Here is a 12,691-nt window from a genome sequence, read left to right as displayed (position 1 = left end):
CTATTTTGGTGCTTTTCTTAATAGGTAAAAACCTAATAACCCAAAGAATAATGTAGGCATAATAACAGCAGCAAAAGGCGGTAATCCCCCTTTAGTAGAAAACATCTGCGTGAACTGATTAAATACGATATAAGCGAAGCTAATGAAGATTCCGATACCTAAGGATACACCGACCCCTCCGCGTACTTTACGTGATGACAGTGCTACGCCTATAAGCGTTAATACAAAGGCAGAAAGCGGATGAAGGTAACGTTTATATTTTTCGAACTGAAGATCGTTCATTACCCCTGTTCCGCGGATTCTTTCTTTCCTGATCTTGTCAGAAAGTTCCTTTGTGGTTAAATTCTGCACGACATTATCATATGCAGAAAAATCATCCGGACGCATATCCAAAATGGTATCCTTCAACTTCCCGTTGCCATAAATCATGGTTTCTTTCAAGCCGTCAATTTTACGGATGGAGTAGTTGTTCAGCTGCCATTTGCGTTTGAGCGAATCCCATTTAATGTTTTCTGCAACGATCTTTTTAGTGAGTATATCTCCGCTAAAATTATCCAAAGAAAACCGATATCCCGAATTCGTTTTGTTGTCGAAATTATCAATGTAGATATAGGTTTTGTCATCCAGTTTCATATGGATGTTTGATTTAGTGGAAGGATCATTACGTTTTACGTAAGTATTCTCAAAGCTGTTTTTTAGGGTATTGGTATAAGGGAGGATGTATAGATTTGAAAGCAGGTTGGCCGAGAAAATAATCGTAGCCGACACTAAATAAGGAAATAAAAAGCGGTTAAAACTTACGCCACCACTTAAAATTGGTACAATTTCAGTCTGATCGGCCATTTTAGCGGTAAAGAAAATTACCGCAATAAAATTGATCAGTGGTGAAAGCATATTCACATAAAAAGGAATGGAGCCTGCATAATATTTAGAGAGGATCCCCCAAAAACTAAGACCGCTTTTCATGAAATCATCCATCTTTTCCGATAAATCGAATACGACAATAATGATCACAAAAATGGCCAGGGTATAAATAAATGTACCCAGGTATTTCCCGATAATGTATTGATCGATGATTTTTATTCTCCCTTTTAACAGACTCATTTTATAGCTTATTGCCTAATACTTTAACCATTTTGTTTTTCCACTCGTAAAATTCACCAGCAATGATCTTTTCCCTGGCTTGTTTGACGAGCCAAAGATAGAAATGTAGATTATGCAAGGTAGCAATTTGAGCGCCAAGCATCTCCTTACTATGTACTAAATGTCTTAAATATGCTTTACTGGTGACTAAATCAGCGTGAAGATCGCTCTCTGCATCCAATGGAGAAAAATCGTTCTCCCATTTTTTGTTTCTGATGTTAATAATACCATTTCTCGTAAAAAGCATGCCATTTCTGGCATTTCGGGTTGGCATTACACAATCGAACATATCGATACCGAGTGCAATATTCTCCAAAATATTGATTGGCGTACCAACACCCATTAAATAACGCGGTTTTTCCTCCGGTAATATATTACACACCACTTCAGTCATGGCATACATCTCTTCGGCTGGCTCACCAACGGATAAACCACCAATGGCATTACCCTCACGATCCATGCTGGCAATAAATTCCGCAGATTTTATACGTAAATCTTTATATACCGAACCCTGAACAATAGGGAAAAGGGTCTGGTCGAAACCATATTTAGGTTCAGTGCTATCAAAACGTGCACAACAGCGTTTTAACCAACGGTGTGTCATTTTAATGGATTGCGCTGCATAAGTGTAATCGCATGGGTATGGGGTACACTCATCAAAAGCCATGATGATATCAGCACCAATAGTGCGCTGGATATCCATTGCATATTCTGGGGTGAAAAGGTGTTTTGACCCATCAATGTGTGAGTGAAAAGTAACACCTTCTTCCTTAATCTTACGCACTTTGCTTAAAGAATACACCTGGTAGCCTCCACTATCGGTTAAAATAGGGCGGTCCCAGCCAATAAATTGATGTAATCCACCAGCTTTTTCAAGAATGTCTAAACCTGGTCTTAAATATAAATGATAAGTATTACCTAGAATGATTTTAGCATCAATATCGTCTTTAAGTTCGCGCTGATGTACGGCCTTTACCGTTCCAGCTGTGCCCACAGGCATAAAAATAGGGGTTTGTATTTCGCCATGAGCAGTGGTTACTGTTCCAGCTCTGGCTTTAGATAGTGGATCGTTAGCCTGTAAACTAAATTTCATCTGTTTCTATATTATTTTTCTCCAATTGTTAGCTGGAGCTTACCACCTTCAAAATACGTTTTATTAAATTAATTATTTTGATGGCAGACGGTTCATATGTGTTTTTTCTCGTCGAAAATCTGCCAAAAATAGCAAAAATTGAGGGCATATTTTTGTTTAATTTTTTATCCACATAAAAGTGATTTACAGATTAAAAATGAGAAATTTGCGCCTATTTATTTTACCATCGTGATATTAACCCTGCTTGAAATTATTCTGCTCTCGATATTGGCTTTTTGCCTGTTGGTTCAGCTTTACTATGTACTTTTTGTTCATTTGAAATTGGCCAATGTAAACATCGAGGAGGTCCCGTTATCGGCCCAAAAACCCATAAGTGTAATTGTTTGTGCCCGAAACGAAATTGTAAATTTAACGCAGTATCTGCCTACATTATTAAAGCAGGATTATCCGGAATTCGAAATTGTGGTGGTTAACGACCGCTCCTGGGATGGTACAGAAGAATTTCTGGAACAACTGGAAAAACAACACCATAACCTGAAAGTAGTTAAGATTTTAGATAACGATAAATTTATAGCAGGTAAAAAATTCGCGGTAACCATGGGAATAAAGGCAGCGAAGTATGATTGGCTGGTTTTTACTGATGCAGATTGTACGCCAGCTTCCGAACGCTGGTTAATGGATATGCAACAACCTGCCGACGAAAATACGGAGATCGTTTTGGGCTATTCACCTTATCTGAAGAAAAGAAGTCTGTTAAATGCACTCATTCGGTTCGAAACCTTTTTTACGGCCGTAAATTATTTGTCTTTTGCGCTAAAAGGCATGCCATATATGGGCGTTGGGCGCAATATGGCCTACAAAAAATCACTTTTTTTCAAAAATAAAGGCTTTGCAGCACACATGCATATCCCATCCGGAGATGATGATTTATTCGTAAATGCACATGCCAATAAATACAATACCGAAATCCGTTTACATCGCGACAGTCATGTTTGGAGTGAACCCAATAGTACCTGGGGAGGTTATCTGAGGCAGAAAAAACGTCATTTCGGTGCCGGAAAGCTGTATAAATCAAAGCATAAATTTATTTTGAGCCTTCAGATTGTGTTTCAGTTTCTGTTTTATGCTTTCTTTGCCGGATGTATGTTTTTTAGCCGTGAAGCCCAATATGTAGCGCTCGGAATCCTTGGCTTAAGCATCATCATCAGGTGTTTTATCTATCCGAAATTGCTGAAACGCTTAAACTATAGCGATTTGCGTTGGTGGTTCCCGATTTTAGACATACTTTTGTTTCTGTTTTTAACCCTGAACGGATTTTTAGCCTTATTTGGCAAGAAAAAAGTTAACTGGAAATAATTCAATAATCCTATAGTAATTGCAATATGCTTGATGTAAAACCTGATATCGTTTTAAAATATTTTCCTGACTTAAGTGAAAAACAAATTGCTCAATTCTCACAATTGTTCGATTTATATCGCTTTTGGAATGCGCAGATTAATGTAATTTCGAGAAAAGATATTGAAGAATTATATGAACGCCATGTATTACACTCATTAGGCATAGCTAAAGTATGTACTTTTAAAGCCGGCGAATCTGTTTTAGATGTAGGTACAGGTGGCGGTTTTCCGGGCATTCCATTGGCCATCTTGTTTCCTGAAACAGAATTTTATCTGGTCGATTCTATCGGAAAAAAGATTAAAGTGGTAAAAGAAGTGGCTTCGGCCTTAGGTTTGGAGAATTTAAGGGCCGATCATTTAAGGGCAGAACAAATTAAAGAGAAATTTAACTTTGTGGTATCGAGAGCCGTTACGCGTTTGGGCGAATTTTACCCATGGATACAGGGGAAATTTAAAAAAGATACGTTAAATGCCATTCCAAATGGGATTTTGTACTTAAAAGGTGGCGATTTAGCAGAAGAGATTAAAGAATCAAAACTGAAAGCAGAATTATATCCGCTTTCAGCTTATTTTGAAGAAGATTTCTTCGAAACGAAATACGTGGTTTACGTACCGCAGTAGTTATTTTATAAATGGAGATTATATAAAGCTCCCTTCAACAGGAATAATGATTGGAGATTTTTGTCCGATGAAGTATATAGATATTTTTTGAGAAACATTACCTTTTATTGCGTTTCTTATGACCACATCAATGCTAAAATTTTTGTTAGGTATTAAAGTCTTAGAGTTAGTTTTCAACTCTAAAAAATCACAGTCAGTAGTTATTTTTTCTATTTTAAGATTCTCATTAGATATATTGTTCAAAAGAATCAAGCCTGCGTAATCTTTATCTGATCGTAGATTATTGAACTCTACCTTTGGTATTAAAAGTTTTAGCTTCCCAAAATAAATCTTGTAATCACCCATTCCTTTTTCATAGGCCTTAATCAATACTTCCTTTAATTTTTTATCAGATGTTGACGTAGGTTTACGCTCTATTGTTTGGTCTTTAATATCCGTTGAAGCTTGAGCTGTTTTAGTTTCCATGGCAGCCCGGTAAGCTTTTATAGTTACCTCTTTTAGTTTTTTCTTTTTGGTTGTATCCTGCTCGATGGGAGGTGGAGGTGCTAAAATTATAATTTTTTGTGATGAGTTAGCTGGTAGTTTTACTTTCGGAGGAGTGCCTATGATCTCAGGATTTGAACTGAAAATCTCAATAGCACCATGACTAGCTTTTTCACCATATTTTGCCTTAGCAGTTGCTGGATTTAACCTAATCATATGTTTTATGTTTTTTACGCCCCCACTCGTGCCGGCTTTTATTTCTTTGCCGTTTAGAAGTATTAACTTTTTTGTATATGTCGTTAGTTTTTTTGATTTAGGATCTCTACGTAAGGCTAAATACAATTCATTGGGATTTGGTACGTGTATGCCATCATTACTGTCGAATGCTTTTTTAACTGTATCTTGTTTTGTTGATGGTAATTTCGAGGAAGGGCCAAGTTCCACAAATCCATAATTTTTTGTAAAGGCCATGGTAGAAATGCATAATATGCCTGCAATAACGGGCAGTGCCAATAGCAATTTGAGCTTTGCCCAACGTGCTGATTTCTTTTGATTTAGCATGTTAATTCTCTTTTTTAATATTGATGAACTGAATATTTGGTTAGTTAATGTTAAGCTTTGGATCCCCGTTGAATTTTGGATCAGAAACATTGCATAATGATATTTTTCTACATCGCATCTCGTTGTTTCTTCATCGGCCAGGTACTCGTGGATTAACTTAATATCTTTTTTAACGAGATAAACGATTGGGTTAAACCAGTTGATGATTTGAATGATTTCGAATAACAGCACATCCAGGCTGTGTTTTTGTTTAATGTGCACCAGCTCATGTTTGAGTATGGTGTTTTTTTCTGCCAACTGTGGATCTAAAAAGAGGAGATTGAAGAATGAAAAAGCTATTTTAGAATCTTTTAAATCAATGATTTTCACTCCATTATCCAATTTAACAGATGGTAGTTTACGCATCCGGATAATTCTGGATAGGTTAAAGAGCATTTTAAGCAGAAAAACAAGGGTAACCAAAGCATAAATCGCGATGACTGCATGATCAAAGGTGAAAATATCCGGTTGATAACTTTCCAAAGGCAAATTTTCTGGAATCATCACCTGGCCAACAACAGCTTCCGTTGAGGGGGCTATCGTAACCTGTTCGATTACAGTTGTTTTTAAGAAACCCAGCTGAAAAAACGGAAGAATAAATGCCAGTATGGAGGTACTAATTAAATAACTTCTATTTAAGCCATAGAAGGTTTCCCGGTGGAGGAATAATCTATAAAAGCCATAAAATAAGGCGAAATATAGATTTGCTTCGAGTAAATAATATAACCAGCTCATCATTTATCTTTTTTAAGTTTCTCGGCCAATTGAATAATTTCATTGAGTTCTTCAGTACTCATACTTTTTTCTTTTACCAGAAAAGAAACCAAACTTTCGTAAGAATTTTCGAAGTAATTGTTCATGACCTTGTCGAATGCAAAACGCTTGTAATCAGTTTCTTTGATAATAGGGAAGTAGATATGGGTATTGCCAATGGCTTTATGATCAACAAAACCTTTTCCTTCCAAAACCCTGATTACCGTGGAAACGGTATTGTAAGCAGGTTTGGGTTCGTTCATTTTTTCGATAACGTCTTTTACTAAGGCTTCGCCCATTTCCCAAAGGATGAGCATGATCTGTTCTTCTGCTTTTGTGAGTTCTTTTATCATAGCAACTATTTTTATAGTTTGGTTAAATGAAGTTACTACTATAAAAATAGTTTACAAACTATTTTTATAGTTTTGTTTGTAATTTCTTGATATACAGTTAAATAATTTTTGTTTTGAAATGTGTAAGGCATAAAAAAACCTGCCGCATAGGGCAGGTTTAGGTTATTTTGTATTGTTTATTAAAACTTTTCTGATCTTTTTGGATTGTCCATCATGATCATTTTATCTTTTAACAATTGTTGTAAACCTGATTGTTTGTCGATACTTTTTACCACATCTAATACGGCACTTGCTGCATGACTGAAAAATGGCTTAGTAATGGTCGCATATTCATCTGTCGCTTTATGGTAGTCTTTATGATCTTCTACACCGAAGTATAAAAAGGGGATATTTTTAGCGTTAAAAGCTCCTTGATCGCTCTGGTTGGTCCAATCATCATGACCTTGTTTAGGATCATCATGGCCGAAAAGTAGTTTGATATTGGTTTTAGTCGTATCTACATATTTCTTTAAATCAGGGTATTTAAAAGTTCCACATACATAAAGTTCACCTTTATCACTATGGCTGATCATATCCATGTTCAGATCAATGGCAATCGTGTTAATGGGTACAGGTGGATTGCCTACAAATGCTTTTGCACCTTGCAGCCCCATTTCTTCGGCATCGAAAGAAGCAAAAATGATGGTGTTGTTAGGTTTGTTTTTGGCGAAATAAGCGGCAATTTTTAATAATCCTGCAGTTCCTGATGCATTATCATCAGCACCATTAAAAACTTCGTCTTTTACTACGCCTAAATGGTCGTAATGGGCAGATACCACAATAACATTGCTTCCTTTGCCTGGTATGTAGCCGAAGATGTTGGTGCCATTTATTTTGGCATTGCCTCTTCCATTAAAAGTGAACTCCTGCGCATAGTTTACGTGTTGAGGGTAAGATTTTAAGCCTAATTTTTGAAATCTTTCAATAATATAAGCCCTGGCCATCTCAGCGCCTTTTGTTCCGGTTTTTCTACCCTGATAGGCATCTGATGATAATACCTCAACATCTTTTAGTAATTGGGTATCCAACTTGTCAGATGTGGCATTATTTTGGTTTTTTACTGATGAACAGCAACTTAGCATTATGGCTAAGGGAAGGATATATAGGATTTTCATGGTTATAATAGATTACTGCCAAAACAATTTTAAAATAGTTGGATACAACTTGAATTTTTCATCGGCGGATAATAAGGTAGCATCTTGTTGTATCGCTGAAGAAATTATTAACCGATCGAATGGATCTCTGTGTTCATTCAACAATGGGACGCTATTATAATTGAAAATTGAGGAATTTTCAATTGATAAAAACGTAAAACCATCTAAAAGTGCTTGATTATAAATGTCCTCAACAGTTACACTGAAATTGGGAAGTTTACCAAGAGATTGTTTTATTGAGATTTCGAATAAACTAATTTGACTAAAGTAAACGATATTTTCTATGTTTTGAATAATATCCAATACTTTTTTTGGGATTTTTGGACTGTTTTCCTGAAACCAAAGTAAGCAATGTGTATCTAAAAGATAGTAATTAGATGTCATTACATGTACTCTTTTAAATCATCTAGAGGATCGTTAAAATTGTCTGGGATTGATATTTTACCTTTCAGCGCACCCGGAATTCTTTTTAAGATAGCTGGTTGTTCATCTGTAAGAAAGGTAACAATAACCTCTGTTTTTGTTTGTACAGGTGCTTTTTCTTTCAACGTTATCTTTCCTTTTTCGTAATATCCTTTAACTGTAGCTAACATATCCTTAAGTTGTTATAACAAATATACATTTTTTCATTATGCTATTCAAACGCTGTTTAGTTTACGGTATTGCGTTTCTAAACCTGATGGAAACGGCAGCTCCCGGCGTAAAGTCGGGACTATAGTGTACAGCAGGCCTGAAGAAGCCAGTGGTAGTAGCTTTCATTATCTTAATTACAAAATCGATTGCTTCCCGAAAGTCGGGGCAGGCTGTCGGCTGAAAAGCCTCCTGGCAAAGATAGAAATGGTAGGTTTTGCTTTGGTCTTTCTACTTTTATCTTTAAGATTTTAAGCCGCTACTTCCCTTAAATCGACCGCTACAACCCTCGAAACACCTTGTTCTACCATGGTTACGCCATAAATAATATCGGTGCTGGCAATGGTCCGTTTGTTATGTGATACAATGATAAACTGCGATTGATCAGAGAATTTGCGGATAATATTATTGAATTTATCGATGTTGGTATCATCCAATGGGGCATCAACCTCATCGAAAATACAGAAAGGAGCAGGTTTTAACAGATAAAGTGAAAACAGTAGGGCAGTAGCCGTTAAAGTTTTTTCTCCACCAGATAACTGATTGATCGATAAAGGCCTTTTCCCTTTCGGACGTGCTATAATATCAATGTCAGCCTCTAACGGATTATTGATGTCTGATAAAATGAGGTCGCAGCTATCTTCTTCGTTAAATAAAGAGCGAAAAACCACGATAAAGTGCTCACGGGCCTGGGTAAAGGCCTGCATAAATTTATCTTTAGCGGTATCGTCTATTTCTTTAATCGTTTGTAAAAGATCGGTTTTGGCTGCATTAAGGTCCTTTTTCTGGTTCTGGATGAAAGTGTAACGTTCTTCCATTTCTTTAAAGGCCTCCATGGCCATTGAGTTGATGGCACCAAATTCGTCCAGTTGGCGTTTCATTCGCTCTACCTTTTGGCGGAGATCAAATTCACTTTCTAAAGCTTCAATTTCGGTATCTGTTTCTAAAAGATCGTTAATGTCGATATTGAATTCGACAGCTAAACGTTCTTTTAAGGCATTCAGATCGATTTTTAAAGCATTTTTTTTATCCTTGATTTCCGTTAATAAGAAATCGGTTTCTTCGCGGTTTTTACGGATATTGGTCAGGTCGTTTTCAACCTCGTTAATGCTCCCTTTACTTGTGAAATAGGCTTGCTCGGCTTCTGCAAGCCCTTTTTCCATCTCTTCACGTTGTTGATACATTTCTAAAAGCGTATCATCGTTAAGATCGGTGTGTTGTAAGGTTGCCGTAATTTGAGTCAGTGCTTCTTGTAATTCTTTGTCGTTTTGAGCGATGCGTTTGTTTAATGCTTCTTCCTGTACAAAACGGTAATCTAAATCTTTTTCTAAACCCGATAATTTGTTCTGTTGCTGGTGAAAACGGATGTTATCCTGATTGTATTTACCTGCACTTTCGTTTACCTGGTCGGCAATTTCCTGATAATTCAGTTGCTGTTCCTGTAAATTAACATGCGCTTCTTGCTGGTCTTTTTGCAATTGAACCAATGCAGGCAATTTTTCAGACAAGGCTTTTTCTATCGAAACAATCTTTTGGGCAATGTCTGTTTTGCGGTTTTCACTGGTTGTAATAAATTCCTGGTACTGGTCGCGACGGGTTTGCACAGAAATGTGTTCGTTGTTTAAACGGTTCATTTCTTGTTGCAGGGCATTAATCTGATTGATTTTTGAAGCTTCTTTTAACTCAAATATTTGATCAGTTTCGGCTTTTATCGCCGCATTATATTGATTAATCAACGATTCTGAAGCCTTGATTTCTTTAGCCAGATTTTCTAAATTCTTGGCGCGACCAATCCTTTTACCTTCAAACAAACCTACCGAACCACCCGCTAAAGTGAATTTGGTTTGGGCATATTTCCCGTTTTTAGCCAAAATGGTTAAACTTTCGGTTGGCGTGACTTTAAATAAATTTTCCTGCTCAGCCACTGCGATGTACACATTTTGTAAAAGCAGGTTGCACAGGTGTTGGTATTTTTTGTCGACTTCTATTACCGATAAAGCCGAAACAAGTCCTTCATGTGTACCAATAACCGGATTTTTATCAGGAACATTTTCTAAAATGAAAAAGTTAGCCCGTCCGCGACTGGCATCGGTTAAGAGGTTAATCGCCTGAACGGCATCTGCATACTGATCAACCACATAATGGTTCATTACCGGTTCGAGGTAATTTTCTATGGCAATGCGGTAATCTTCATTACAAAATAAAATATCAGAAAGGAGCAAGGCACTTTTAGCAAAAGCGTTGTTTTTCTTTAAAAAGCGGATCGATTCAGGAAAACCTTCCAGACTATCAACCAGCGATTTTGTAAGATTATACTCGTTTTGTTTGGCATCCTTTTTACGGTTTTCGGCCGTCAGCTTTTCCTTATTCGAACTTAGGCTGATTTCTGAAGCAGCCAGTTTTTCCTTTAAAATTTCTTCAGCCTCCGTCAGGTTTTTAATGTTGGCTTGCTTTTCCCTAACCTGGATATCAAGTTCGGCTAAAGCATGATCGAAAGCTTTTAACTCTAAGGTTTTGGTTTCGGTATCATCCACATTTCGGTTAGTTTCCTGTACCAGGGCATCTTTTTGGATATTCAGGATATCAATTTCCTTTTGCGACTGATATACGTTGTTTTGCAACTCGTTAACCGATTTAATCAGGTTATCAATCCTGTTTTTCTCCGTTTGTTGTTGCTCCCGCAAAGTATCAAGTGTCGATTTCAGCAGCTTTAAATCAGATTCCAATCGGTTAAAAACTTCGGTTTCTGTTAAAACTTCTTCATTTAAACGTTTGATGTTGTATTTAATGTGGTTAACCTGATTTTTATCTTTTTCGAGCTCGCCAGATAAACGGGTTTCTTTTTCCTGTAAAAAACGCATCTGCTCGTTCTTTACTTTTTTCTCACTTTCGTAAGCACGGATTTTGGAAACAAACTCGTTTGTGGCCTTTTGTTGTACGGAAAGGTTCTTTTCCTGACTAATGCTACCCAGTTTAAGCTTTTGTAGTTCGGCTTCACCGGTATCTATTTTGTTGCTGAGTTCTGTCCGGTTTACCTGCTGATTTTGCTCCTGTGTTTCTAAAGCATTTAAGTCGGTACGGAAGAAGGCTATACGGTGCGTAGCCAACTGAACACTCAGTTCGCGGTATTGTTCTTTTAACTTATAATAACGTTCGGCCTTACGAGCCTGATTTTCTAAGGTTTTAAGGTTTTTTTCGATCTCGAAAAGTAAATCCTCCACCCGTTCTAAATCCGCTTCGGTGTCTTTTAACTTACTGAAAGTCTGTCTCTTACGTAATTTGTATTTTGAGATTCCCGATGCTTCCTCAAATAAAGAACGGCGGCTATGCTCTTTGTTGGTAATAATTTCATCAACCATTTTAAGCTCGATAATGGAATAACTATCAGAGCCGATTCCGGTATCCAGAAAAAGGTCGGTAATATCCTTTAACCTGCATTGAACATCGTTTAAACGGTATTCGCTATCGCCGTTTCTATAGAGTTTACGTGTAACAGTAACCTGCGAATAGGCGGTAGGCAGGATATTTTTGGTATTATCAAAGCTTAATGAAACCTCGGCGAGCTGCGCTTGTTTACGGTTTTTTGTCCCATTGAAAATGATGTTCTCCATCTTTTCTGAACGTAAAGCTTTGGTACTCTGCTCGCCCAAAACCCAGCGCATGGCATCGATTACATTTGATTTCCCACAACCATTAGGCCCCACAATAGCAGTAACACCCTCATTAAAATTGATGGTCACTTTATCGCCAAAGCTCTTAAAACCTTTAATTTCTAACCTAGTAAGTTGCATGGTTTGTAATCGGGAGAACCGACCTCAATAATAAGGATAATTTTGTGGTTTTTCAAGATAAGCATTCTAAAATTTTAAGTCATATTTGGTGTTTACGATGGAAAATCAGATCTTATCAGTTAATTTATGAATATAGAATCTTTTTACACAGGCTGCCTTACTGCACAAGGAGAGAAAATTTATCTGGGAGACAAAATTCGGGGTAAATTTTTCTATAAAATGCAGGTTCAATATGAAATCGAGACGCAGTCTTTTGTCCTGGTTTCACAAAATCCGCAATCACCTTACCGAAAATATCTTTTATCAGATTTAGAAAAAATTGAAGGACTGAGTATAGTCGGAAATCAATTATTTTTCAAAGAGCCAAGGGTAGGAGAAAAGGTGAAAATTACAGTTGACAATAAAGGCGAATTTTTTCCTTTTGGTACTGTGGTTGAAGTTATTGAGGTGACAGATGAATGGATTGTACAAGCTAAATCATTGGATCGTGAACAATTAATTACACTCAAGATTGGAGAATTTCTCGAAGACCGGTCTGTTTATTAAAAGTGGAGAAGGCAGAGAGAAAGCGCAGAGGGTATAGTGTTGGATGCAATTTTCAAAAGCGATCGTGATGCTGAACTTGATTCAGCAT

At 37.0% G+C, this 12,691-nt stretch carries 11 protein-coding genes; 3 read left to right on the top strand and 8 right to left on the bottom strand.

Translation table 11 applies throughout. The annotated features are described in order from the left end of the window. Both AC04QZ_RS06915 and tgt read right to left on the bottom strand, forming a co-directional pair. Entirely contained in the window at positions 1 to 1,104 is a 1,104-nt protein-coding gene (locus AC04QZ_RS06915) for an LptF/LptG family permease (RefSeq protein ID WP_086547082.1), read from the bottom strand. A 1-nt stretch (position 1,105) separates the two neighbouring features. After that, on the bottom strand, positions 1,106 to 2,236 hold the full coding sequence (gene tgt / locus AC04QZ_RS06910; RefSeq protein WP_478357137.1) for a tRNA guanosine(34) transglycosylase Tgt: 1,131 nt from the start codon (positions 2,234 to 2,236) through the stop codon (positions 1,106 to 1,108). A gap of 138 nt (positions 2,237 to 2,374) precedes the next feature. Here tgt and AC04QZ_RS06905 point away from each other — a divergent pair, with 138 nt between their 5' ends. Both AC04QZ_RS06905 and rsmG read left to right on the top strand, forming a co-directional pair. Then, positions 2,375 to 3,592 (top strand): glycosyltransferase, encoded by a 1,218-nt coding sequence (locus AC04QZ_RS06905; RefSeq protein WP_478357136.1) that lies wholly within the window; start codon positions 2,375 to 2,377, stop codon positions 3,590 to 3,592. Positions 3,593 to 3,618: 26 nt separating this feature from the next. Then, positions 3,619 to 4,254: a 16S rRNA (guanine(527)-N(7))-methyltransferase RsmG gene (gene rsmG / locus AC04QZ_RS06900; protein ID WP_478357135.1), complete on the top strand. Its 636-nt coding sequence runs from the start codon at positions 3,619 to 3,621 to the stop codon at positions 4,252 to 4,254. 18 nt (positions 4,255 to 4,272) lie between these two features. On the opposite strand, the gene AC04QZ_RS06895 is transcribed toward rsmG, so the two are convergent. From AC04QZ_RS06895 to smc, 6 genes are all read right to left on the bottom strand, one after another. Then, positions 4,273 to 6,075, bottom strand: a complete 1,803-nt coding sequence (locus AC04QZ_RS06895) for a M56 family metallopeptidase (protein WP_478357134.1) — start codon at positions 6,073 to 6,075, stop codon at positions 4,273 to 4,275. Further along, on the bottom strand, positions 6,072 to 6,443 hold the full coding sequence (locus AC04QZ_RS06890) for a BlaI/MecI/CopY family transcriptional regulator (protein WP_086547078.1): 372 nt from the start codon (positions 6,441 to 6,443) through the stop codon (positions 6,072 to 6,074). The genes AC04QZ_RS06895 and AC04QZ_RS06890 overlap by 4 nt, the downstream gene beginning before the upstream one ends. Before the next feature lie 179 nt (positions 6,444 to 6,622). Beyond that, complete coding sequence (locus AC04QZ_RS06885) at positions 6,623 to 7,597, bottom strand: M28 family peptidase (protein WP_478357133.1); 975 nt, start codon at positions 7,595 to 7,597, stop codon at positions 6,623 to 6,625. A 12-nt stretch (positions 7,598 to 7,609) separates the two neighbouring features. Next, entirely contained in the window at positions 7,610 to 8,020 is a 411-nt protein-coding gene (locus AC04QZ_RS06880; protein WP_478357132.1) for a type II toxin-antitoxin system VapC family toxin, read from the bottom strand. After that, positions 8,020 to 8,229, bottom strand: coding sequence for a DUF2281 domain-containing protein (locus AC04QZ_RS06875; protein ID WP_116252798.1), 210 nt, complete (start codon positions 8,227 to 8,229; stop codon positions 8,020 to 8,022). Before AC04QZ_RS06875 ends, AC04QZ_RS06880 begins: the two co-directional genes overlap by 1 nt. A gap of 288 nt (positions 8,230 to 8,517) precedes the next feature. Next, a complete protein-coding gene (gene smc / locus AC04QZ_RS06870; protein WP_478357131.1) occupies positions 8,518 to 12,057 on the bottom strand; it encodes a chromosome segregation protein SMC in 3,540 nt (1,179 codons plus the stop codon). A 126-nt stretch (positions 12,058 to 12,183) separates the two neighbouring features. On the opposite strand from smc, the gene AC04QZ_RS06865 reads away from it, so the two are divergent. After that, the gene (locus tag AC04QZ_RS06865) at positions 12,184 to 12,603 is read left to right on the top strand and encodes a hypothetical protein (protein WP_478357130.1); all 420 of its coding nucleotides are present in this window, start codon (positions 12,184 to 12,186) and stop codon (positions 12,601 to 12,603) included. Positions 12,604 to 12,691 lie beyond the last annotated feature (88 nt).

The organism is Pedobacter folensis (genome assembly GCF_056490665.1).
This window is presented reverse-complemented; position numbering and strand designations above follow the sequence as displayed.

Excerpts from the sequence above, each read along its gene's own strand:
- AC04QZ_RS06915 (WP_086547082.1), bottom strand. The coding sequence starts at position 1,104 with ATGAGTCTGTTAAAAGGGAGAATAAAAATCATCGATCAATACATTATC.
- tgt (WP_478357137.1), bottom strand. The coding sequence starts at position 2,236 with ATGAAATTTAGTTTACAGGCTAACGATCCACTATCTAAAGCCAGAGCT.
- rsmG (WP_478357135.1), top strand. The coding sequence starts at position 3,619 with ATGCTTGATGTAAAACCTGATATCGTTTTAAAATATTTTCCTGACTTA.
- AC04QZ_RS06895 (WP_478357134.1), bottom strand. The coding sequence starts at position 6,075 with ATGATGAGCTGGTTATATTATTTACTCGAAGCAAATCTATATTTCGCC.
- AC04QZ_RS06890 (WP_086547078.1), bottom strand. The coding sequence starts at position 6,443 with ATGATAAAAGAACTCACAAAAGCAGAAGAACAGATCATGCTCATCCTT.
- AC04QZ_RS06885 (WP_478357133.1), bottom strand. The coding sequence starts at position 7,597 with ATGAAAATCCTATATATCCTTCCCTTAGCCATAATGCTAAGTTGCTGT.
- AC04QZ_RS06880 (WP_478357132.1), bottom strand. The coding sequence starts at position 8,020 with ATGACATCTAATTACTATCTTTTAGATACACATTGCTTACTTTGGTTT.
- AC04QZ_RS06875 (WP_116252798.1), bottom strand. The coding sequence starts at position 8,229 with ATGTTAGCTACAGTTAAAGGATATTACGAAAAAGGAAAGATAACGTTG.
- smc (WP_478357131.1), bottom strand. The coding sequence starts at position 12,057 with ATGCAACTTACTAGGTTAGAAATTAAAGGTTTTAAGAGCTTTGGCGAT.
- AC04QZ_RS06865 (WP_478357130.1), top strand. The coding sequence starts at position 12,184 with ATGAATATAGAATCTTTTTACACAGGCTGCCTTACTGCACAAGGAGAG.